General features: G+C 64.8%; 20 protein-coding genes. 4 read left to right on the top strand and 16 right to left on the bottom strand.

The features are described 5' to 3' along the window. The first annotated feature begins 82 nt into the window (after positions 1-82). Both PQU94_RS11230 and PQU94_RS11225 read left to right on the top strand, forming a co-directional pair. The gene (locus PQU94_RS11230) at positions 83-832 is read left to right on the top strand and encodes a GGDEF domain-containing protein (RefSeq protein WP_272741560.1); all 750 of its coding nucleotides are present in this window, start codon (positions 83-85) and stop codon (positions 830-832) included. Further along, entirely contained in the window at positions 829-1,218 is a 390-nt protein-coding gene (locus PQU94_RS11225; protein WP_272741559.1) for a VOC family protein, read from the top strand. The genes PQU94_RS11230 and PQU94_RS11225 overlap by 4 nt, the downstream gene beginning before the upstream one ends. 28 nt (positions 1,219-1,246) lie before the next feature. On the opposite strand, the gene PQU94_RS11220 is transcribed toward PQU94_RS11225, so the two are convergent. Further along, positions 1,247-2,422, bottom strand: coding sequence for a deoxyguanosinetriphosphate triphosphohydrolase (locus PQU94_RS11220; protein WP_272741558.1), 1,176 nt, complete (start codon positions 2,420-2,422; stop codon positions 1,247-1,249). Between the two features lie 130 nt (positions 2,423-2,552). Here PQU94_RS11220 and PQU94_RS11215 point away from each other — a divergent pair, with 130 nt between their 5' ends. Further along, complete coding sequence (locus PQU94_RS11215; RefSeq protein ID WP_126423551.1) at positions 2,553-2,879, top strand: HesB/IscA family protein; 327 nt, start codon at positions 2,553-2,555, stop codon at positions 2,877-2,879. A 138-nt stretch (positions 2,880-3,017) separates the two neighbouring features. Then, positions 3,018-3,692, top strand: coding sequence for a hypothetical protein (locus PQU94_RS11210; protein WP_272741557.1), 675 nt, complete (start codon positions 3,018-3,020; stop codon positions 3,690-3,692). A gap of 397 nt (positions 3,693-4,089) precedes the next feature. On the opposite strand, the gene guaD is transcribed toward PQU94_RS11210, so the two are convergent. The 15 genes from guaD to PQU94_RS11135 form a co-directional block, all read right to left on the bottom strand. Then, the gene (guaD, locus tag PQU94_RS11205) at positions 4,090-5,442 is read right to left on the bottom strand and encodes a guanine deaminase (RefSeq protein WP_272741556.1); all 1,353 of its coding nucleotides are present in this window, start codon (positions 5,440-5,442) and stop codon (positions 4,090-4,092) included. 220 nt (positions 5,443-5,662) lie between these two features. Next, positions 5,663-6,682, bottom strand: coding sequence for an adenosine deaminase (locus PQU94_RS11200; RefSeq protein ID WP_272741555.1), 1,020 nt, complete (start codon positions 6,680-6,682; stop codon positions 5,663-5,665). Continuing rightward, complete coding sequence (gene xdhC / locus PQU94_RS11195; protein WP_272741554.1) at positions 6,657-7,610, bottom strand: xanthine dehydrogenase accessory protein XdhC; 954 nt, start codon at positions 7,608-7,610, stop codon at positions 6,657-6,659. Before xdhC ends, PQU94_RS11200 begins: the two co-directional genes overlap by 26 nt. Further along, a complete protein-coding gene (gene xdhB, locus PQU94_RS11190; protein ID WP_272741553.1) occupies positions 7,607-9,931 on the bottom strand; it encodes a xanthine dehydrogenase molybdopterin binding subunit in 2,325 nt (774 codons plus the stop codon). The genes xdhC and xdhB overlap by 4 nt, the downstream gene beginning before the upstream one ends. Beyond that, positions 9,924-11,357 carry a xanthine dehydrogenase small subunit gene (xdhA, locus tag PQU94_RS11185; protein ID WP_272741552.1) on the bottom strand — a complete coding sequence of 478 codons (1,434 nt, stop codon included), beginning with the start codon at positions 11,355-11,357 and terminating at the stop codon, positions 9,924-9,926. Before xdhA ends, xdhB begins: the two co-directional genes overlap by 8 nt. A 15-nt stretch (positions 11,358-11,372) precedes the next feature. Then, positions 11,373-11,702 (bottom strand): hydroxyisourate hydrolase, encoded by a 330-nt coding sequence (gene uraH / locus PQU94_RS11180; protein ID WP_272741551.1) that lies wholly within the window; start codon positions 11,700-11,702, stop codon positions 11,373-11,375. After that, entirely contained in the window at positions 11,699-13,093 is a 1,395-nt protein-coding gene (locus PQU94_RS11175; RefSeq protein WP_272741550.1) for an NAD(P)-binding domain-containing protein, read from the bottom strand. The genes uraH and PQU94_RS11175 overlap by 4 nt, the downstream gene beginning before the upstream one ends. Continuing rightward, the gene (uraD, locus tag PQU94_RS11170; protein ID WP_272741549.1) at positions 13,090-13,593 is read right to left on the bottom strand and encodes a 2-oxo-4-hydroxy-4-carboxy-5-ureidoimidazoline decarboxylase; all 504 of its coding nucleotides are present in this window, start codon (positions 13,591-13,593) and stop codon (positions 13,090-13,092) included. Before uraD ends, PQU94_RS11175 begins: the two co-directional genes overlap by 4 nt. Then, positions 13,590-13,970, bottom strand: coding sequence for an oxalurate catabolism protein HpxZ (gene hpxZ / locus PQU94_RS11165; RefSeq protein WP_272741548.1), 381 nt, complete (start codon positions 13,968-13,970; stop codon positions 13,590-13,592). The genes uraD and hpxZ overlap by 4 nt, the downstream gene beginning before the upstream one ends. Beyond that, complete coding sequence (gene puuE, locus PQU94_RS11160; protein ID WP_272741547.1) at positions 13,960-14,853, bottom strand: allantoinase PuuE; 894 nt, start codon at positions 14,851-14,853, stop codon at positions 13,960-13,962. Before puuE ends, hpxZ begins: the two co-directional genes overlap by 11 nt. Beyond that, positions 14,850-16,073, bottom strand: a complete 1,224-nt coding sequence (locus PQU94_RS11155; protein WP_272741546.1) for a pyridoxal-phosphate-dependent aminotransferase family protein — start codon at positions 16,071-16,073, stop codon at positions 14,850-14,852. The genes puuE and PQU94_RS11155 overlap by 4 nt, the downstream gene beginning before the upstream one ends. Beyond that, entirely contained in the window at positions 16,070-17,446 is a 1,377-nt protein-coding gene (locus PQU94_RS11150; protein ID WP_272741545.1) for an allantoate amidohydrolase, read from the bottom strand. The genes PQU94_RS11155 and PQU94_RS11150 overlap by 4 nt, the downstream gene beginning before the upstream one ends. Continuing rightward, the gene (locus PQU94_RS11145) at positions 17,440-19,014 is read right to left on the bottom strand and encodes a gamma-glutamyltransferase family protein (protein ID WP_272741544.1); all 1,575 of its coding nucleotides are present in this window, start codon (positions 19,012-19,014) and stop codon (positions 17,440-17,442) included. The genes PQU94_RS11150 and PQU94_RS11145 overlap by 7 nt, the downstream gene beginning before the upstream one ends. Continuing rightward, positions 19,011-20,333, bottom strand: coding sequence for an AtzE family amidohydrolase (locus PQU94_RS11140; protein ID WP_272741543.1), 1,323 nt, complete (start codon positions 20,331-20,333; stop codon positions 19,011-19,013). The genes PQU94_RS11145 and PQU94_RS11140 overlap by 4 nt, the downstream gene beginning before the upstream one ends. Then, positions 20,330-20,488, bottom strand: coding sequence for a hypothetical protein (locus tag PQU94_RS11135; protein WP_272741542.1), 159 nt, complete (start codon positions 20,486-20,488; stop codon positions 20,330-20,332). Before PQU94_RS11135 ends, PQU94_RS11140 begins: the two co-directional genes overlap by 4 nt. Positions 20,489-20,543 lie beyond the last annotated feature (55 nt).

Below are 20,543 nucleotides of genomic sequence, written 5' to 3'. Positions count from 1 at the left end.
ATAGGATTAGGCCCCGGCCTGCAAGGGGCGTCTGTGCAAATAGCACTCGCCTCGCGCCCCAAACGCCGCTAATCTTGGCCGCATGACCGCCTTGCCGCCCTCAGCCTCTGCCGATTCTGAGCCCTCCGCCTTGTCCGCGGGCGGACTAACGGCGTCGATGCAGGCCCTGCTGCAAAGCCAGTTTGGGGGTGCCCCTCGCCCCGTCGCGCCCCCTGCCGCCACACCCCAGGTGCCAGAGCCCCAGACAGGGGACGAATGGCCTCTGGCCGCGCGGGCTCTGATCGACAGCCTGATCCGCGAAAACATCCGCCTCAAGGCCGATATCAAGGCCCTGAGCGAGCAGGTGGCACTGGCCGAGCAACACGCTGACCACGATGTACTGACGCCGACCCTCAACCGGCGCGCCTTCCTGCGCGATCTGGGCCGCGCCATGGGTGACAGCCGCCGTTATGGCGATCCGGCCTGCCTGATCTATCTCGATCTGGACGGCTTCAAGGCTATCAACGACACCTATGGCCACGCCGCCGGTGACAAGGCCCTGATCCATATTGCCGAACGGCTGAACGCCAATGTGCGCGAAGGCGATTCGGTGGGGCGTCTAGGGGGGGACGAATTTGCCATCCTGCTGCGCCACGCCGACCTCTCCGTCGCCCGCACCAAGGCGCAGAAGCTGGAGGCCGAGCTGAATATCGCGACCTTTGAGCATCAGGGCCTGTATTTGCGCGTCGGCGGCTCGTTCGGTGTGCGCGCCTACGAAGGGCAGGCCTCGGCCGAAGAATGGATCGCCGAAGCCGACGCGGCCATGTTTCTGGTCAAGAAATCCTCAAGATGAGCCACATCGCCGCCGTTACCCTTGTCGTGCCCGATTACGATGAGGCCATCGCCCATTACTGTGGCGGGCTGGGCTTTGACCTGATCGAGGATAGCGACCTGGGCGGCGGTAAGCGCTGGGTGCTGATCGCCCCGCCCGGTTCGAGCGAAACGCGCCTGCTGCTGGGCAAGGCCTCGAATGAGGCCCAACGCGCCGCCATCGGGAACCAGACCGGCGGCCGCGTTTTTCTGATCCTGTTCACCGACGACTTTGCCCGCGACCATGCACGGTTCGAGGCAGCGGGCGCGGTCTTCACCGAGGTCCCGCGCCACGAAGCCTATGGCACGGTGGCGGTGTTCCGCGACCGGTTCGGCAATCTGTGGGACCTGCTGGAGCCGAAGGGGTAACTTCCTCGCTGTCGAATAGAGTCGTCCCCTATGAAATACTGAACAACTGCTTGTGCTGTTCGATGGCGTAGGCGTCCGTCATGCCCGCAATATAGTCGCAGACCACGCGCGCGCGCTGGGTTTCGGTGTCCTTGGTGCACACCCGCCCGTACCAGTTGGGCGGCAGCACCTCCGGCTCCTCCATAAACAGCCGGAACAGATCGCTCAGCACGCGACGTGCCTGCGAACGGTGGCGGTTGACGGTATAGTGCTTGTACATGCGTGCATAGAGAAAGGCCCGCAGGCGCGACAGGTCTTCGTTGACCGTGCGCGAAAAGGCCACCATCTGACGCCCGGCGCGGCGCACATCTTCCGCCGTTTCGATGCCGTCTTCTTTCAACCGTCGCTCGGTTTCCAGACAGACATCGCGGATCATAAAGCCGATCACGCGGCGGATGGCCTCCAGCCGCAGCAGCCGCTGGTCGATCAGCGGCCAGTCCTTTTCCACCTCGGCAATCGCCGGCCCGATCAGCGGAATGTCGCGCAGATCGGCCAGCGTGAACAGCCCGGCCCTCAGCCCATCGTCCACATCGTGATTATTATAGGCGATGTCGTCGGAAATCGCCGCAATCTGCGCCTCCAGCGACGCATAGGTCTCGGGGCGCAGATCCCAGAAATCGCTGAAATCGGCCACGGACTTCCACGCCGGCTTACCCAGCTTGTGCGCCACGGGGCCGTTGTGCTTGATCACCCCTTCCAGCGTTTCCCAGGCCAGATTGAGCCCCTCAAACGCCGGGTAGCGATGCTCCAGCCGCGTCACGATGCGGAAGGTCTGCACGTTGTGGTCAAAGCCGCCCCACGGCTCCATCATCTTGTGCAACTCGTCCTCGCCCGCATGACCGAAGGGCGAATGGCCCAGATCGTGCGACAGGGCGATGGTTTCGGCCAGGTCCTGATCGGCCCCCAGCGTATGCGCCAGCGAGCGCGCCACCTGCGACACCTCGATCGAATGGGTCAGGCGCGTGCGGAAATAGTCGCCCTTATCGGCCACAAAGACCTGCGTCTTGCCCTTCAGCCGCCGGAAGGCCGTGCAGTGGATCACCCGGTCACGATCCCGCGCAAAGGCCGTGCGCGTCAGGCTGTCCGGCTCGCTGTACAACCGTCCGCGGGAGCGGCTGTGGTTTTCGCTATAGGGCGCAAGCGTCAGGATCAGCGGATCGTGCACAGGGATCGGACTTTCGCAGTGGAGTTCACGCCCTAAATCCCCCTCTCCGCGCCAATTTGCAATGCAAATTCATGACAAAAAATAACTGAGCCCCCTAAAACTCACGCCCGCCCCGCGCTATATTGCGCCCATGAACCCGATTACGCTTTCCGCCAGCGCCGCGCGCCACCTCAACCGCCTGTCCGCCGACGCCGGGCACCCGATCCTGTTGCGCGTCGCCGTCGAAGGCGGCGGCTGCTCCGGCTTCCAATACCAGCTCGATCTGGTCGAAGCCCCCGAAGACGGCGATACCGTCATCGCCTATGATGGCGCTCAGGCCCTGATCGACGAGGTCTCGGCCCCCCTGCTGGCCGGGTCTATCATCGACTATGTCGAAGAACTGGTCGGCGCGCAGTTCAAAATCCTCAATCCGCAGGCCAAATCGTCCTGCGGCTGTGGTGTCAGTTTCTCTATCTGATTTTTGGCCGATGTGTTTGGCCGTTCAAGAGCCTCCGGCGGGCAGGGGCACGGCCCCTGCACCCGGTTTAGGGGCGCGAAATCTATCCCCACCGGAAAAAGCGCGGTTACCCTTGGGCGCATGACCGAGACGACGGACATGGCAGCCCCTTTGACCCCGGAACAGCGGCGCGCGCATTTGCGTGCCTATGCGGACCGGATGCTGAGGGCGCTGACCGCGATGGACGCGCCCGAAACGCCGGACGAAGTCACCAAGGGTATGCGCACGGTGCTGATGATCGAGCGTCTCTATGCCCGCTGCGACGCGTCCGAGACGCAGGCCCATAGGCTCCCCATCGCCTCCGTTGACAATCAAAAGCTGAAAAATACGCCCGACGAACCCGGCCACTGGCTGGACCGCGATCCCGTCGGTGAACTCAAGGCGCAGATTGAACGGATGAGGGCCGCGGCGCGCGCCCGGACCGAGCCACATCCCGAAGCCAAACCTCAACCCGCGTCCGTACCGCCGGCGGAGGCTAAACGCGAACCTCGGATGCCCAAGCCGCCTTCGCGGCCCCTGACGCCGCAGGAGGCGGCCTTGCGTGAGCGCGTCCTGAACACAGTGGCCATCCCCCGACCGCAAGATGCCTTGCTGGCGTACCACGATTTCGGTCTGATCCATGACGAGGATGTGGAAATCATCCACGGTGACCGGCTCAGAGCCTTTTATGCCAGGGGCGAGACGCGGGAGACGATCCTGAAAGGGCTCAAGCAGTTTAGCCGCGCGGATCTCAACCTGTTGTGGCCTGATCTGTTCCCGCTGGATACGGGGTGAAGGAGTCACCACGAACGGCACGAACGCCACGAACCTCTTTGTGCTGAAACGCCTGGCCCGCAGGGGCCTGACCTTTGTGCGGCCTGCGCGAGTGAGGGGCGCTGCGCGCCGAAAGATTTTGAACCACAGATTTCACAGATGGCACAGATTGGCGCTACGCGCCTCTGCGTGACACAGACACGGATAATCTGTGAAATCTGTGTCATCTGTGGTTTCTATAAATCTTGCGTGGCAAAACACAGCATTTGATACGTCAGGCGCAGGCCTGTGCCACAGGCTCGCGTTCGTGCTTTTTGTGCTTTTCGTGGCTAAACCTGCCCCACCTCACACTCAGTCTTAAGCAATCGCGCCCTCATATCCGGGGTCCGGGGTCCGGGGTCAACTGACCCCGGAATCCTTAGACCGATCCAACGACGCATTGTGCCGCGACCCAGACGCGCGCGATATTGGCTTTTGAGGCCGTATAGACGATTTTTTGCAGCACATCGGCGTCGCTATCGAGGTCGTCCATCAGGCGGATGGTCCCCGTTGGCGCTTGCGGATCAATCAGTTGCGCGTCGAAATAGCGACCGGGCTCAAAGCTGCCGACGGGCAGGTCCAGGGCTTCGGCCCCGCCTTTGGTGGCGAGGTAGAAGGCGGTGCGCCAGTCAATCTGGCTGTCGCGGATGCCGCGGTTGTCCCAGTGCAGGCGCGCATCGACGCCGTCGTGCAGGGCGCGGGACGAGGCGACGGCCCAGCGCATATTGTCATAGATCGAGGCCGACGGCCCGCCCGAAATATCGGTGCCGAGCCCGACGCGCACGCCCTTTTCCAGCGCGCGTTTGAGGGGGAAGACGGCGTTGGAAAAGTAGTAGTTGGACAGCGGGCAATGGGCGACGCCGGCGCCGCGGTCATGGATCGTCTGCATATTGGCGTCGGAGATGAAGTTGGCGTGGGCCAGCACGGTGTGCCGTGTCAAAAGGCCGAAGCGGTCCAGACTGTCGGTATCTTCGCGGCCGTGGCGGTCGAGGACGTAGTTGTGTTCCCAGTCGCTTTCGGAGCAGTGGGTCTGAACGTGGCAGCCGCAGCGGCGCGCGATGTCGCCCAGCCCTTCCAGCGCCGCATCGGTGCACGAGGCGATAAAGCGCGGCGTGACCACCGGCTTGATAAGGTCGCTGTTGAGGCTGCGCACGTGGTCGATAAAGGCTTTGGTGCCGCGCAGGGCGGCGTCGGTGGATTCGACGTAGAAGTCCGGGCATTGCTCCGGATTGTCCATCGCCACCTTGCCGATCAGGGCGCGCTGCCCCTTGGTCAGACAGATGTCGGCCAGAAGGCGCGTGGCGTCCTGATGCTGGGTGGCGAAGTAGAGGGCCGTGGTGGTGCCGTTCGACAGGAGGTCGTCCACCAGCCCTTCGTAAGCACGGCGCGCGAAGGACAGGTCGGCATAGCGCGCTTCCAGCGGGAAGGTGTGTTTTTGCAGCCAGACCTCCAGCGGCACGTCCAGCGCCTTGCCCAGTTGCAGCCACTGCGGCGCGTGGATGTGCAGGTCGCAAAAACCCGGCAGGGCGTAGGTGCCCTCAGGCAGGGTTTCCAGCCGCCCGGCGACGCGCTCTTCGGACAGGGCTTCGGCATAGGTCGGCGCGTCGGGGCGCAGCACCTCAAGGATTCGGCCCTCCGCGTCGCAGCGGATCAGGGTGTCGCGCAGGACCTCAATGCCGCCGCAGACGGGCGCATGGAAGAAGGTGCCTTTGAAAGAACGGGGTGTGGTCATTTTTCTTTCCTCCTCCCCTGTTTACGGGGGAGGTGTCGGCGAGCCGGAGGGGGGTTAAAGCGCATTCCGAAAAGTGTGCCACGGTTTTCGGAATAAAATGCGCAACCTAACAAAAGCTTAGAGCGGATTTTCGATTCAATTTGAACGAAATCCGCTCTTGAGGGGGGCATAACCCCACCCGGCCCTTCGGGCCACCCTCCCCTGAAATCAGGGGAGGTGCTTAACTTGTGTACGTGTCGATGGCATCGAGGTGCTTAAACACCTCCGCATCGCTGAGGAAGGACCCCAGAAACGAATTGCGTGCCAGCGTGATCAGGTCGTCGCGATCGACCAAACCCGACGCCGCCACGGCGCGATAGTTGTCGTTCACATAGCCGCCGAAATAGGCCGGATCGTCGGAATTGAGCGTGGCGCGCAGGCCCTTGTTCAGCATGGTGCGGATGGGGTGCTGCGCCATGTCGTTGACCACGCACAGTTTGAGGTTCGACAACGGACAGACGGTCAGCGTCAGGCCCAGACGCGCCAGCCGCGAAGTCAGGTGCGCGTCTTCCAATGAGCGGTTGCCGTGGTCGATGCGGTCCACCTTGAGGATATCCAGCGCTTCGTGGACGTATTCGGGCGGCCCCTCCTCGCCGGCGTGGGCGACTTTCTTGAGGCCCAGAGCGCCGGCGGCCTCAAACACGCGGGCGAATTTCGATGGCGGGTGGCCGACTTCGGACGAGTCGAGCCCCACCCCGGTCAGGCGGTCGAGAAACGGCTCGGCGGCCTTTAAGGTGGCAAAGGCCGCGTCCTCATCGAGGTGGCGCAGGAAGCACAGGATCAGCTTGTAGGTCAGGCCGTATTCGGCTTCGGCCGCCTTCATGCCCGAGGTCAGGCCGTCCATCACCACCGACATCGGGATACCGCGGTCGGTATGGGTTTGCGGGTCGAAGAAGATTTCGGCGTGGCGCACGCTGTCGGCGTGGGCGCGGTCGAAATAGGCCTTGGCGAGGTCGTGGAAGTCGTCTTCGGTGCGCAGGACATCGGCCCCCTGATAGTAGATGTCGAGGAAGTCCTGAAGGTTGGAAAATTCGTAGGCCGCGCGCACCTCTTCGACCGATTTGAACGGCAGGGCGATTTTGTTGCGTTGCGCCAGCGCGAACATCAGCTCCGGCTCCAGCGAGCCTTCGATATGCAGGTGCAGTTCGGCCTTGGGCAGACCGGCGATAAAGGCGTCAAGCGACGGGAAGGGTTTGGTCATGACGGGTATCCTCGGTCAGGGTGCGGATTTTATCTGTAATTTGAAGCAACTGCGCGGCGACGGCAACCGCGATCACCTCCGGGGCCTTGCCCGTAATGCCGGGCAGACCGATGGGGCAGGTGATACGCGCGATCTGGTCTTCGGCAAAGCCGTCCTTGCGCAAACGGCTGAAGAAGCGGGCGCGCTTGGTGGCTGAGCCGATCAGGCCGATAAACCGCGCGGGCGAGCGCAGTGCCGCTCTGGTCAGTTCATAATCGAGCGCGTGGTCGTGGGTCAGGATCAGGGTCAGGCCGGTCCCCGCCTCGGCCTCGGCACACAGGGTCTGGGCATCGCCAATCAGGACGCCTTCCGGCACATCGGTGCGGTCATCGCACCAGCGCAGGTGAAACGGCAGGCCCTCCAGCACGCGCGCAATGGCGATGCCGACATGGCCCGCGCCGAACATCAGCACAGGCATCAACGGTTGACCCAAGCGCTCGATCAGGTGATCCCCGACCACCGGCACCGGGCCGCGCGCTGACAGATTGGGCACCGCTTCGCTCAGGCGACGGCGGACCCCACCGGCGTGCAGATCGCTGCGCAAGGTAAAGGTGTCAAGGCCGCGCACGGCCTCCAGCCAGTCCGTCTCCGCCGGGTCGAGGTGCTCGATCATCACCCGCACCCGGCCACCGCAGCATTGCCCCAGCAGCACCCCTAGCGGATAGTCCTGAATGCGCCAGGTGCCGGGGGGGTGTTTCAGGGCCAGCCGCGCCTGATCAATGCACTGAAACTCCAGATTGCCGCCGCCAATCGTGCCGTAGATGGCCTTTGCGGTGACCAGCATCCGCGTCCCGGCCTCGCGCGGCGTCGAACCTTCGACGGCCAGCAGCGAGACCATGGCCAGCGGCTCTTTAGCCAGCAGATCAAGGGCTTTGGCGACCCAGTTCACAGGCTGCTCCCCTTAACCGCCCGCAAGATACGTTCCGGCGTCGCCGGGGCATCGAGCGTCGGGCGCGGGTCGCCGGTTGCCGCCGCCACCGCACAGGTCAGGGCCGAAAACACGCTGTTGGCCAGCATGAAGGGCGGCTCGCCTACGGCCTTGGAGCGGTGGATGGTCGGTTCGCGGTTGTCGCCCGCCCGCCACAGATGGATATTCATCACGGCCGGCCGGTCGGAGGCGCAGGGGATCTTATAGGTCGAAGGGGCGTGCGTCAGAAGCCGCCCTTTGGCGTCATAGACCAGCTCCTCAAAGGTCAGCCAGCCCTGCCCCTGCAAATAGGCGCCCTCAATCTGACCCAGATCGAGCGCCGGATTGATGGAGCGTCCGACATCGTGCAGGATATCGGCGCGCAGCACCTTATGCTCACCGGTAAAGGTGTCGATGAGCACCTCTGACACCGCTGCCCCATAGGCGAAGTAGAGGAAGGGCCGCCCGGTGTGCGTCTTGCGGTCGTAATGGATTTTCGGCGTGGCGTAGAAGCCCGTGGCCGACAGCGAAATCCGGTTGAGATGCGCCAGCCGACAGACCTCGGCAAAGCCCAGCACCTCGTCACCCGCGCGCACCACGCCGCCTTCAAACACCACGCTGTCCGCCGCCACGTCGTTGCGTGCAGCCATCAGTTCGGCCAGCCGTTCGCGGATGGTAGTGGCCGCGTTCCACGCCGCCCAGCCGTTGAGGTCCGTCCCTGAGGAGGCCGCTGTGGCCGAGGTATTGGGCACCTTGTCCGTGCGCGTTGACGTGATGCGAATACGTTCCAGCCCCAGACCGAAGACGTCGGCGACGATCTGCGCCACCTTGGTATTCAGCCCCTGCCCCATCTCAGTGCCGCCGTGATTGAGCGCAATCGAGCCATCGACATAGGCGTGGACCAGGGCCCCGGCCTGATTGAGGTGGCTGGTGGTAAAGGAGATACCGAACTTGACCGGCGTGCAGGCAATGCCGCGCCGCAGATAGGGATGCGACGCATTGAAGGCGTCGATCTCAGCCTTGCGGACGTCGTAATCGGCGGCGGTTTTCAACTCCTCAACGAGGCGGTCGGCAACGAAATCTGTCACCGCCATCTGATACGGCGTTAGATTGCGCTCAGGGCCGTAGAAGTTGGTCTGGCGCACGCTCAGCGGATCACGCCCCAGATGCAGGGCAATGGCGTCCATCACCCGCTCGATGGCCAGCATCCCCTGCGGCCCGCCAAAGCCGCGAAAGGCGGTATTGGAAACGGTATGGGTGCGGTAGCGATGCGAGACAATCTCAACATTTTCAAGAAAATAGCAGTTATCGGCGTGGAACATGGCCCGGTCATTGATCGCGGGCGACAGGTCGGTCGAACAGCCACAGCGCGAAGCCAGCTCCAGCCGCAGCGCCCGGATGCGCCCCTCGTTATCAAAGGCCACGTCGTAGTTGGCGGTGAAATCATGCCGCTTACCGGTGATCTTCATGTCCTCGTCGCGGTCGGCGCGATACTTGGCCGGGCGACCGGTTTTGGCCGCCACCAAAGCCGCTGCCGCCGCAAACAGCGAGGCCTGCGTTTCCTTGCCGCCAAAGCCGCCGCCCATGCGCCGCACTTCCACCGTCACATCGGCGGAGGTGACGCCCAGAAGGTGTGCCACCAGATGCTGCACCTCGGACGGATGCTGCGTCGAACACAAAAGGTGCACCCCGCCCTGCTCCATCGGCGTGGCAACGCTGATCTGGCCTTCGAGGTAGAAATGGTCCTGCCCGCCGATCTCCAGGGCCCCCTGAATCCGATGTGGTGCGGCCGCAAGCTCTGCCATATCGCCGCGACGCATGACCTGCGACGCCTCGATCAGGCTGTGGGCGGCCTTGGCCTCGGCAATGGTCAATAGGGCGGGCAAGGCTTCGTAGTCGATGCGGCCCAGCTTCGCCGCCACACGCGCGGCCTTGGCCGAGGTGGCGGCGACCAGAAACACCGGCTGGCCCATAAACACCACTTCGTCGGCGGCCAGCAGCCGGTCATCCCTGGCCACCGGCGCGACATTGTTGTCGCCGGGGATGTCGGCAGCAGTGAAGACGGCAACCACGCCCGGCGCGGCGCGCACGGCGCTGAGGTCCAGACTTACGATCTTCGCGTGGGCGTGCGGGGCGCGCCCAAAGGCCAGATGCAGCATCCCCGCCGGTTCGGCCACATCATCGGCATAGAGGGCGGTGCCACTGACGTGCAGGGGGGCGCTGTCGTGGGCCAGAGACGTATGGACCTTTGAGGTATGGACTTTTGGGGTATGAGGTGGGGGGGTGTGAGCGTGCTCAGCCATGCGCCACCCCCAGCACATCACCGCCTTGACCCTGAATGTCAAACCACAGTTTTTTCAGAATATTACCGGCGACGGTTAATCTATAGTCCGCAGACCCGCGCACATCGCTGAGCGGCGTGAAATCCGCGCGAAGCGCCTCGGCCGCCAGTGCCAGCCGCTCCGGCGCCAGCGGGTGACCGGTCAGGACGGCCTCGGCGTGCGTAGCGCGTTTGGGGGTGCCCGCCATACCGCCAAAGGCCAGCCGCGCGCCCTGCACCACCGCCCCGTCAAAGCGCAGATGCACGGCGGCGCAGACCGCCGAAATATCGGAATCGAAACGCTTCGACAGCTTGACGATACGCACCACATCACTGGCTTTCGGCGCGGGCACAAAGACGCTTTCGACAAACTCACCGGGCTGGCGGTCCTGCTGGCCATAGTCGAGGAAATAGGCCTCCAGCGGCAGGGTGCGGCGCGTCTCGCCCCGGCGCAGGGTCAGTTCGGCCCCCAGCGCGATCAGGGCGGGCGGCATGTCGCCGATGGGCGAGCCATTGGCGATATTGCCGCCGATGGTGCCGGCATTGCGCACCTGAACCGCGCCGATGCGGCGGATCAGCTCGCCCAGATCGGGCGACAGGTCGGCCAGCGCCGCACGCGCCTCAGAATAGCGCACACCGGCCCCCAGCCGCACGCCCTGCGCCGTCCCCTCGATGTCGCGCATCAGGTGACCGATAAAGGCGACTTCCGGCAGGACGCGGTGCTGCTTGCTGACCCACAGGCCGACATCGGTCGCCCCGGCGATCAGCCGCACATCGGGGTTTTCGATAAGGATTTCCGCCAGATCATCGACATTGCACGGCACATAGGCCCGGCGCGTCAGCCCGGCCAGCGGGTCTTCGTAGCTGAGGACCAACAGGGTGTCGCGGTGGAGCTTTTGCAGCGCCTCACGGACGGGCGCGTCGTCAAACGGCACTGATGCCACCTGTTCGGCGGCCTTGAGGATCGGGCCGTAGCCCGTGCAGCGGCACAGGTTTCCGGCCAGCACCTCCGCCGGATCGGCGCCCAGCGTGCCGCACGCCCCCATTGAACGCCCGACCAGCGACATCACAATGCCCGGCGTGCAGAAACCGCACTGCGAGGCGTGCAAATCAACCATTGCCGATTGTACCGGATGCGCGCCTTTCAGGCTTTCAACGGTCATCAGCGCCTTGCCGTCCAGCATGGGCAGAAACAGGATACAGGCATTGACGGCGCGCCAGTTTAGGCGCTCACCTTCCAACTCGCCCACCAGCACCGTACAGGCCCCGCAATCGCCCTCGGCACAGCCTTCCTTGCTGCCGGTGCGCCGCGCCGTGTAGCGCAGCCAGTCGAGCACGCTTTGCGTCGGGTCGATGCCGGACAGGGTGACGATCTCACCATCGAGGTAGAAGCGCAGCTTATCGGTCATGGTGTGAACGCCCCATCAGCTCCCCCTGTAGGTCGAATAGCCATAGGGACTGACCAGCAGCGGCACGTGGTAATGCCCCACCCCATCCATACCGAAGTCGATGCCCACGCGGTCGAGAAACGGCGGTTCGGCCAGCGTCACGCCCTTACCCCGGAAATAGTCGGCCACATCGAATTCCAGCCGGTACCGCCCGGCGCTCAGGCTCAGCTCGCGCAACTCCGGGCAGCGGCCATCGGCATCGGTCTTTCCGGCAAACAGCACTTCGCGCCCGCTGAGGAGGTGCAACCCGACCCCCTGGGCCGGGGTGCCGTGGGCCGTGTCGAGGACGTGAGTCGAAAGGCTCATGAGGCGCTCCACTCGCCGACAAATTCCGGCTCATCATAGGCAAAATAGGCGTCGAGGCAGGCCGTCTTCTGATCGAGGAACAACTGATCGGCCACGGCGCTGGCCAGCTTCGGCAGGGCGTATTTCAGCCCTGACAGGGCCGAGGCCGACAGGCCGAAATTGATCAGGGCCGAATAGTTGAAGGCAAACAGGCCATGCAGTTTCGCCTGCCACTCAGGGTCGCGCCCGGTGAAGGTGAAGCCTGCGCCCAGATAGGGATGGGCGTCAAGCAGCGGGTTCCTGATCGCCTCCGGGGCCGCATAGACATCGGCCCAGCGCGCAATGCCCGGCTCCAGTCGCCGCAGTTCGGGCCGCAGCGCCGGATCGGTGACCAGACCGGTGGAAATGACCAGAAAGTCGAACGCGTGCTCGCCTTTGGGCGTCGTCACCACCGCCTGCCCCCCGTCTTCGCGCACGCCCTGCCAGGGCGAACCCGTGTGCAGGCGGAAGCCCGCAAAGGCCGCCGCCCGGTTGAAGGTGTCATTGGTCGGCGGTTGATTGAATTTGAAAAAGTGCGACATGGCGGCGTATTTTTCGCCGTCGCTGAGCGCGGCAAAGCGCGGGATCAGGCCCGCCGCCTCCATGTGCCGGATAGGGTTGATGCGCGGCAGGGCCTCACGCCGCACAAAGACGTGCGCTTCGGCGGCCCCGGCGTCGAGCAGATGGTGGGCATTGTCAAAGGCCGAGGCCCCGCCTCCCAAAATGCCGATGCGCTTGCCTGTCAGCGCCGCCACGTCGATGGGCTCAGAGGTGTGAGCGTAAAGATGCCGCGGCAGGCCCCTGATCATCTGCGGCGTATGCCAGCCGCCGCCGCCCTGAATCCCGGTGGCCAGAATGACCTTGCGCGCCAGATAGTTGCCATCCGAAGCGTGCACGCGGAACAGGCCGTCTATGGGCTCGATATCGCTGACCCGCACGCCGTTTCTGACCGGCAGGTCCAGCACGCGGCGGTACCAGCGCAGATAGGCCATCCAGTCGCCGCGCGGTATCTTGTCAAGCCGCGCCCAGCCTTCGGCCCCGTGCTGCGCCTCCCAGAAGGCGCGGAAGGTCAGGGAGGGGACGCCCATATCTATCGAGGTGATGCCCTTGGGCGTGCGCAGGGTCATCATGCGGGCATAGGTTTCCCACGGTCCTTCAAAGCCTTCGGCGCTCTCATCGAGGATCAGCAGGTTGTGGATGCGCTCGCGCTTCAGCGCGAAGGCGGCGCTGAGGCCCGACTGCCCCCCGCCGATGATGATGACGTCGTGCACCGGACCTTCCGGATGCGTCGCCGGGCTCAGCCAGTCGCTGCCGGGATAGCCCAGCGCCTCAAGGTCGTGCCGGACGCGGGCATTATGGGCTTCGAGGCTCATGCGCCCTCCACATCTTTGAGGCGCAGCCAGACGATCTTATCCACCTCCGCCAGGGCCGTGCTAAACTCTGTCTGCGGGTCGTTGCCGAGCCGCGCCTCCATCGCCGCGAGGATATCCGCCTTGCCCCCGGCCAGCCGCACACAGAGTATAAAGGGGAAACCAAAGCGCGCCTCATAGGCGGTGTTCAACTCATGAAACCGCGCAAATTCGGCCTCCGTCAGGGCATTGAGCCCCACCGACGCCTGTTCCGAAGCCGACTCCTTCGTCAGACCGGCCTTCACCTGCGCCTTGTCGGCCAGCTTGGGGTGGGCGCGCAGCAGGGCCAGTTGCGCCTCCGGCCCGGCGTGCGCCACCACCTTCGTCAACCCGGCGTGCAGCGCCGCTAGGTCTTTGAACGGCCGCATCGTCTCGGCCTGCGCCACGATCCACGGGCTGTGCTCGAACAACAGGCCGAAGCGTTCGATAAAGGCTTTACGAGTCAATTGGTTGAAATCGCTCATGATGTCGCCCCCTCAATCGACACATGCGCCGACACCACCTTCCAACCGTCGGCAAAGCGCCCCCAGGCCTGCGACTGGCGCCCCCTACGGTCGGCGTTGTCCCGGAAAAACTCGGCATGGGCGGTAGCGAAGGCGTCGCCATAGACGGTGATCTCGACCCGGCCCAGTTTGCGCTGCGGCGAGCCGCCCCGGCCCTGGCGGAAGGCGCGTATGGCTTCGATGCCGTACAGCACCTCGCCCACGCCGAAGCGGATGGTTTCCGGGGCCTCACGAAACAGGCGGTCCATGGCCGGGATGTCGTCGGCCATCAGCGCCGCCTCATAGGCGTAGAAGGCCTCGGTCACCTCTTTCAGGAGAACAGGATCGTTAAGCTGCATGGGGATGCACCTTCAGCCAGTGACGGGCGATGTCGATGCGACGCGTCACCCACACCTTGTCGTGGCTCAGCACGTGGTCGAGGAAGCGCGCCACGGCGGCGGCCCGCGCCGGCTTACCCGCAATGCGCCCATGCAGGCCAATCGACATCATGCGGCTGCCTTCGGCGTACAACTGATCGAACGTGTCGCGCAGGTAGCGATAGAAGGGTTCGGCGTCGGCAAAGCCGTTATAGGCCACGAACTTCATATCGTTGGCGTCCAGCGTATAGGGCACGATCAGTTGGGCTTTGCCGTATCGCGTGTCGTAATAGGGCAGATCGTCGGCGTAAGAGTCGGCGTCATAGACAAAGCCGCCCTCCTCGACCACCAGCCGCGCCGTTTGGGGCGAGGTGCGCCCCTGATACCAGCCCAGAGGCCGCGCCCCGGTCAGTTGCGTGTGCAGCTCTACGGCCTTGTGGATATGGTCGCGCTCCACCTCTTCCGGCACGTTTTGATAGTCGATCCAGCGGTAGCCGTGGCTGGCGATCTCCCACTCGGCGGTCAGCATGGCCTCAACCGCCGCCGGGTTCATCTGCATCGCCGTGGCCACGCCATAGACGGTGACCGGGGCCTTGCGTTCGGTAAATATGCGGTGCAGCCGCCAGAAACCGGCGCGCGCGCCGTATTCATAAAGGCTTTCCATGGCCATGGCCCGCGCGCCGATATGGCTTTGGGCACCCACCATTTCGGACAGGAAGGCCTCAGACCCCTTGTCACCATTGAGGACCGAGTTTTCGCCACCCTCTTCGTAATTGATAACGAACTGCACAGCGATGCGCGCCCCGTCCGGCCACTGCGCATCGGGGGGTGTCGGACCATAGCCGATCAGGTCACGCGGGGTCATCCCCACACCTCCCGCGCGGCGGGGACCGCAGCCCCCAGATTGACCGCCACCCCTTCGGCGACCAGACAGGCCTCAAGCGCGGCCAGGGTCGTCAGCACCTTGGACTTCATGGCGTTATAGCCCATGGCCCCGATGCGCCAGATCTGCCCCTGCAAGGGGCCAAAGGCCGTGCCGATCTCGATTTCGAAGTCTTCGCGCATCCGCTGACGCACGCGCCCGCCATCAAGGCCTTTGGGGATGTACACGCCGGTCACATTGGTCATGCGGTAGCGGTCATCGCCATAGACGCGCAGCCCCATGGCGCGCAGCCCCGCCGTCATAGCCGCCCCGGCCCTTGTATGGCGGTCAAAGCGGGCCTCAAGCCCCTCCTGAAGCGCCACGCGGGCGCATTCGCGCGCCCCGTAAAGCATGGTCGTGGCCTCGGTATGGTGGTTCAGCCGCTTTTCGGACCAGTAGTCCATGATCATGGCCAGATCGAAATAGTTGGAGCCTATACGCGGGCGGTGGCCGTCTTCGGCATCGGCGGCGCGGATGCCCTTTTCGGTGTGGCGGCGCGAAAAGATGAACTCGGCCGCGCGGTCGGAAATCGTGATCGGCGCCGAACCCGACGGCCCGCCCAGACATTTCTGCAAGCCCGCCGTAACGATATCGACGCCCCAGCCGTCGGTCTCAATCGGCATCCCGCCCAGCGTCGCCGTGGCATCGACATAGGAAAAGGCCCCGATCTCACGGCACAACTCACCCAGCCCATCCAGCGGCTGCGCCATGGTGGTGGAGGTGTCGCCGTGCACGCAGGCGATCACATCCGGACGGTACGCCAGCGCCTCTTCGCGGATGGCGGCCATCGGCACCACCTCACCCCAGGGCGCATCCACCGTCGCATAGGCCGCACCCAGCCGCTCGCAAATTTCGGTCAGCAGCAAGCCAAAGCGGCCAAAGCGCACGATCAGCACCTTCGATTGCGGTGTGATCAGCGACACCAGCGCCGCCTCGATCGCCGCCCGCGCTGTGCCATCGATCAGCAAGGTCCAGCGGTTCTGCGTGCGGAAGACCTGCCGATAGAGCGCCATGGTTTCGTTCATATAGGCGGTCATTTCCGGGTCGAACTGCCCCAGAAGGTCCGCCGACATGGCGCGCAGCACGCGCGGGTGGGCATTGACCGGCCCCGGCCCCATCAGCAGGCGTTGCGGCGGATTGATCTCACCGAAATAGTCGGTCATGCGGAGGCTTCCCCCAGTTTGAGTACAAGGCCGTAGAGCGCCTGAAACGCCGCTTCGGCGTCGGCCGGCTCGACGGCTTCCAAAGGATTGTGGCTGATTCCGTCCTTGCAGCGAATAAACAGCATGGCGGTGGGCGTCACACCGGCAAAGACCATGGCGTCATGGCCCGCGCCTGACACCAGACGGCGCGGGGTGTGACCGGCCTCACGCACGGCTTCGGACAATAAATCCATCATTGACGGGTCGCAGGGTGCGGGGGGGAGGTCGTGGATCAGCTGGTGCGCCACCGTCACCCCGCGCGCGGCGGCAATGGCCTCGATGCGGCTGAGGATGGCAGAGGCGGCGACGTTGCGCGGGGCCTCTTCGCCCGCCCGCACGTCGATGGTGAAGACCACCTCGCCCGGTACGACATTGGGCGCATTGGGCGCGACCGTGAAGCGCCCGACCGTGGCCACCAGATCGTCCAGCCCAGCGCGACCTATGGTTTCGACCGCCAGCGCCATTTCCGCTGCGGCGGTGAGCGCGTCCTTGCGAAGGACCATACTGTTGGTCCCGGCGTGACCGGCGACGCCCGTGACCGTCACCGCATAGCGTCTCTGACAGGCAATGGCGGTGACCACGCCCAGCGCCAGCCCTTCGGCCTCCAGCACCGGCCCCTGTTCGATATGGGCTTCGACATAACCGATCAGCTCGGACGGGTCGCGGCGCGCCTCCGTAAAACGATCGATATCCAGTCCAAAATCGCTCAGCGCCCTGGCTAAGGTGATGCCGTCGCGGTCGGCGACATCAAGCTGGGCCCGCGCCACCTGCCCGCACACGGCGCGCGAACAGAGCATGGAGGCCGGAAAGCGCGAGCCCTCCTCGTCGCCAAAGGCATAGACCTCGATGGCAAACGGCAGGCGCTTGTTTTGCGCGTGCAGGGCGGCCACGACCTCGATTGCCAGCATGATCCCCAGCGGCCCGTCATAGGCCCCGGCGTCGCGCACCGAGTCGATGTGCGAGGCGAGGATGAGGGATTTCTGTTTTAGCATCCCCCCTGATATCAGGGGGGATACCGCCGGAATCGGCGGAGGGGGGTTAACATCGGAGTCGGCCCCCACCACCGCATCTCGCGCTGCGCGCGTCGTGCGGTCCCCCTCCCCAGCAAGCTGGGGAGGTATAGTGGCGGTCTCATACCGCCCGATCAGATTGCCTGCCGGATCAAGGCGCACGGCCATGCCCGCCGCCTCCATCCACTCGCGTACTTGCGCCAGCGTCGCGCGGTGCGCCTCGCTGAGGTAAGGCCGGAACAGGCTGTCCGCCACCTCGCTGAACGGCGGGCGTCTGAGGGCGTCGCAGCGGGCGACGGCGCGGTATCCGCCCACCTCTACCATGCGGCCACCCCGCCATTCGAACGCGGATCGGTGGCCCCTTCGATACGCCCGTCGGCATGACGCACCAGCGCCCCGGCATGACCCATCATAGAGGTGAAATCAGCTACGATTTCCGTCTGATGCCCCGCTTTCTTTAAGCTCTCAATTAACTCCGCCTCAAACCGGCCTTCGAGCTTGAGCGAGACGCTCTCCTCGCCCCAGGTCTTGCCCAGAAGCCAGCGCGGCGCGGTGAGGGCGGCTTGTAAGGGCATACCGGCGTTGTAACGGCTGAAAACAGCGGCTTGCGTCTGCGGCTGCCCCTCACCGCCCATCGTGCCATAGCTCATCACCCGTCCGTCCTCAAAGACCGCCAGCGCCGGATTAAGCGTGTGAAACGGCTTGCGCCCCGGCTTCAGGGCGTTCCAGCCGCTTTCGGCCAGACGGAACGACGCCCCGCGGTTCTGCCAGATAATGCCCGTTTCCGGCAGGACGAGGCCCGAACCGAACTCGAAATAGGTGCTCTGAATGGCACTTACGGCACGACCTTCGGCGTCAATAGCCCCGAACCACACCGTGTCGCCCTGTTGCGGCTCATAGGGCCACGGCAGGGCCTGCGCGCGGTCGATGGTCGCCGCCAGCGCGTCGAGCGCCGCTGCGTCGGACAGCAGGGCCTGCGCGTCGAAATCCATATAGGCCGGGTCGCCAATATGCTGATCACGCAGCAAAAACGCCTGTTTGGTGGCTTCGATCAGGCCGTGCAGATGGTCGAAATGGTCGTGTCCCTTAACCCCCAACCGGTCGTACAGGGCCAGTATCAGCAAGGACGCAAAGCCCTGCGTCGGCGGGGTCATATTGTAAAGCTGCGTCCCACGAAGGCGCGTGGTCAGCGGCACGGGCGTCGTGGCGCGGTGGGCGCGCAAATCGTCGCCAGAGACCGGCGACCCGGCGCGACCGAGATCGGCCGCAATGACGCGCGCCAGATCGCCTTCGTAGAAATCGCGCAGTCCCCTGGCTGCCAGCGCTTTCAGCGTGGTCGCCAGAGCCGGTTGCGTGAGGATCGCGCCCTCTTTCAAGGGTTGATGATCAGACCGGAACGCCGCCCCATAGCCGTACTGATCCTTCAGCTCGGCGTCCTTGGCAGCGGCGATGTCGGCTCCGCCTTTGGTCACCACAACACCCGTTTCGGCGTAATGGATGGCCGCTTCCAGCAGCGCCTCCAGCGGCAGGGGATCGGCCACCCGCTGCAACAGCGCCTCCCAACCGGAGACAGTGCCAGCAACCGTATTGGCCGCCAAAGGCCCGCGCCAGGGTACGCGGTCATGGCCCTGATAGAGGTCGAGCGTGGCCCCTTGCGCCGTCGCGCCGCAGGCGCTGACGCCGTGCACAGACCCGTCGGGTTCGCGCACGATCCAGAAGCTGTCGCCGCCGATGGAATTCATGTGCGGATAGACGACGGCCAGCGCTGCTGCCGTGGCCACGGCTGCCTCGATGGCCGTGCCGCCGCGTTTGAGGATATCGAGCCCCGCCTGCGCCGCCAGATGGTGCGGCGCCGTGACCATGCCCCTGAGCGATGCCGCCGTATGGATCATGCGCGCCCTCCCGGTGGCGTAAAGCCCAAGACGCCCGCGTCCTCCAGCCGGTGCATCAGGTCGAACAGCGCGCCTTCGAGGCCCGGTCGCGTGATGATTTGCAGGCCGATGGGCAGGCCCTCGGTCTTGAGCGGCGCGGCGATCACCGGCACGCCGGTCAGCGAAATGGCCTGCGCATAAATCCCCAGATGCGCGCGCGCCGGGGCCGGTTTGCCGTCGATCAGGATGGTTCCCGCCTCAATCAACGGGGCGGAACAGGGCGTCGCCGGGGTAATCAGAACGTCAAACTGATCAAACAGTTGATAGAAAATCTTACGATAATGATCACGATAGCGCAGTGCCTTATCCAGCACGGCCGCGGGCAGCATGGCCCCGGCGATCAGCCGGTCGCGCACCGCCGGATCATAGTCCTGCGCCCGCCCCCGCAAGGTGTCCAGATGCAGCGCCCCACCCAGCGCCGCCGTCATCACAAAGCCCGCCGAACGCCCGGCCTCGGCCTGCGGCAGATCGGCGACGGCGCTGCCCCCCAGATGCGCCATCAGTGTATCGACGGCGCTCACGGCTTCCGGGGCGGCATTGCGCGCAAAAAAGCCGTCCAGCCGCGCAACGCGCAACGGTTGATTGTCCCCGGTCAGCGCCTCACCGGCAAGCACCTCGTACAGGCGGCGCAGGTCACGGCTGCTGCGGGCAAACGGCCCGACCGTATCGAGCGCTTCGACAAACGGAAACACGCCTGAAAGCGGCACCGCCCCTTGCGCCGGGCGCATCCCCCACACGCCGCACAGCGAGGCGGGCACGCGCACCGAGCCATTGGTGTCTGAGCCCAAGCTCAGCGGCACAAACCCCGCCGCTACCGCGGCCGCCGACCCGCCGGAGGAGCCCCCGGCCAGCCGCGACGGATCATGTGGGTTCAGCGTGGTGCCGAAATGGGCATTGACCGTCGCAAAGCCGTAGGCAAATTCGTCCATATTCAGCGTGCCGATCAGCACAGCACCGGCGGCCTTCACACGACGCACTACCTCCGCATCCTGCGTCGCCGCTGCCGCGCCAAGGCGCAATTTAGCACCGGCGGTCGTCACCTGCCCCGCCACGTCGAACAGGTCCTTGACGGCGAAGGGCACCCCGGCCAGAGGCCCCGAAATCTCACCGCGATCAACGGCCTGCGCGGCGGCCACGGCTTCGGAGGCAAAGACGCGGGTAAAGGCGCAAAAGGGATCACTCAGCGCCGCCTCGACCGCCTGACGCACCACCGCCTCCGCCGTGATCTCGCGGCGGGCAATGGCGTCGGCCAGATCGAGCGCGCTGAGGGTGTCGCTCATGCCTCGGCGTCCTTAAACGCATCCTCGATAATGGCCGCGTGCTGATGCAGAAGCCGCAAAGTGGCGCTCACCGCCGCCTGACTGTCCGCGCTGAGGGACAGGCCCAGAAAGGCCGCCGCCCCTTCGCTCAACCGGTCGAAATCCTCCGGTTCCATCACCGCCTCCGTGTTGTCAAATATGAACTTAAACGTTTCACCAAGCCTGACAAGC

Source organism: Asticcacaulis currens, assembly GCF_028550395.1.
In the GTDB taxonomy this organism is placed as follows: Bacteria; Pseudomonadota; Alphaproteobacteria; order Caulobacterales; family Caulobacteraceae; genus Asticcacaulis; species Asticcacaulis currens.
This window is presented reverse-complemented; position numbering and strand designations above follow the sequence as displayed.

What these genes read in the sequence shown, in the direction of transcription:
- xdhA (WP_272741552.1), bottom strand. Translation starts at nt 11,357, where the DNA reads ATGACCGATAAGCTGCGCTTCTACCTCGATGGTGAGATCGTCACCCTG.
- uraD (WP_272741549.1), bottom strand. Translation starts at nt 13,593, where the DNA reads ATGAGCGATTTCAACCAATTGACTCGTAAAGCCTTTATCGAACGCTTC.
- xdhB (WP_272741553.1), bottom strand. Translation starts at nt 9,931, where the DNA reads ATGGCTGAGCACGCTCACACCCCCCCACCTCATACCCCAAAAGTCCAT.
- PQU94_RS11210 (WP_272741557.1), top strand. Translation starts at nt 3,018, where the DNA reads ATGGCAGCCCCTTTGACCCCGGAACAGCGGCGCGCGCATTTGCGTGCC.
- PQU94_RS11150 (WP_272741545.1), bottom strand. Translation starts at nt 17,446, where the DNA reads ATGGTAGAGGTGGGCGGATACCGCGCCGTCGCCCGCTGCGACGCCCTC.
- PQU94_RS11200 (WP_272741555.1), bottom strand. Translation starts at nt 6,682, where the DNA reads ATGACCAAACCCTTCCCGTCGCTTGACGCCTTTATCGCCGGTCTGCCC.
- puuE (WP_272741547.1), bottom strand. Translation starts at nt 14,853, where the DNA reads ATGACCCCGCGTGACCTGATCGGCTATGGTCCGACACCCCCCGATGCG.
- uraH (WP_272741551.1), bottom strand. Translation starts at nt 11,702, where the DNA reads ATGAGCCTTTCGACTCACGTCCTCGACACGGCCCACGGCACCCCGGCC.
- PQU94_RS11135 (WP_272741542.1), bottom strand. Translation starts at nt 20,488, where the DNA reads ATGGAACCGGAGGATTTCGACCGGTTGAGCGAAGGGGCGGCGGCCTTT.
- PQU94_RS11145 (WP_272741544.1), bottom strand. Translation starts at nt 19,014, where the DNA reads ATGATCCATACGGCGGCATCGCTCAGGGGCATGGTCACGGCGCCGCAC.
- PQU94_RS11140 (WP_272741543.1), bottom strand. Translation starts at nt 20,333, where the DNA reads ATGAGCGACACCCTCAGCGCGCTCGATCTGGCCGACGCCATTGCCCGC.
- PQU94_RS11225 (WP_272741559.1), top strand. Translation starts at nt 829, where the DNA reads ATGAGCCACATCGCCGCCGTTACCCTTGTCGTGCCCGATTACGATGAG.
- hpxZ (WP_272741548.1), bottom strand. Translation starts at nt 13,970, where the DNA reads ATGCAGCTTAACGATCCTGTTCTCCTGAAAGAGGTGACCGAGGCCTTC.
- guaD (WP_272741556.1), bottom strand. Translation starts at nt 5,442, where the DNA reads ATGACCACACCCCGTTCTTTCAAAGGCACCTTCTTCCATGCGCCCGTC.
- PQU94_RS11215 (WP_126423551.1), top strand. Translation starts at nt 2,553, where the DNA reads ATGAACCCGATTACGCTTTCCGCCAGCGCCGCGCGCCACCTCAACCGC.
- PQU94_RS11155 (WP_272741546.1), bottom strand. Translation starts at nt 16,073, where the DNA reads ATGACCGACTATTTCGGTGAGATCAATCCGCCGCAACGCCTGCTGATG.
- PQU94_RS11175 (WP_272741550.1), bottom strand. Translation starts at nt 13,093, where the DNA reads ATGAGCCTCGAAGCCCATAATGCCCGCGTCCGGCACGACCTTGAGGCG.
- PQU94_RS11230 (WP_272741560.1), top strand. Translation starts at nt 83, where the DNA reads ATGACCGCCTTGCCGCCCTCAGCCTCTGCCGATTCTGAGCCCTCCGCC.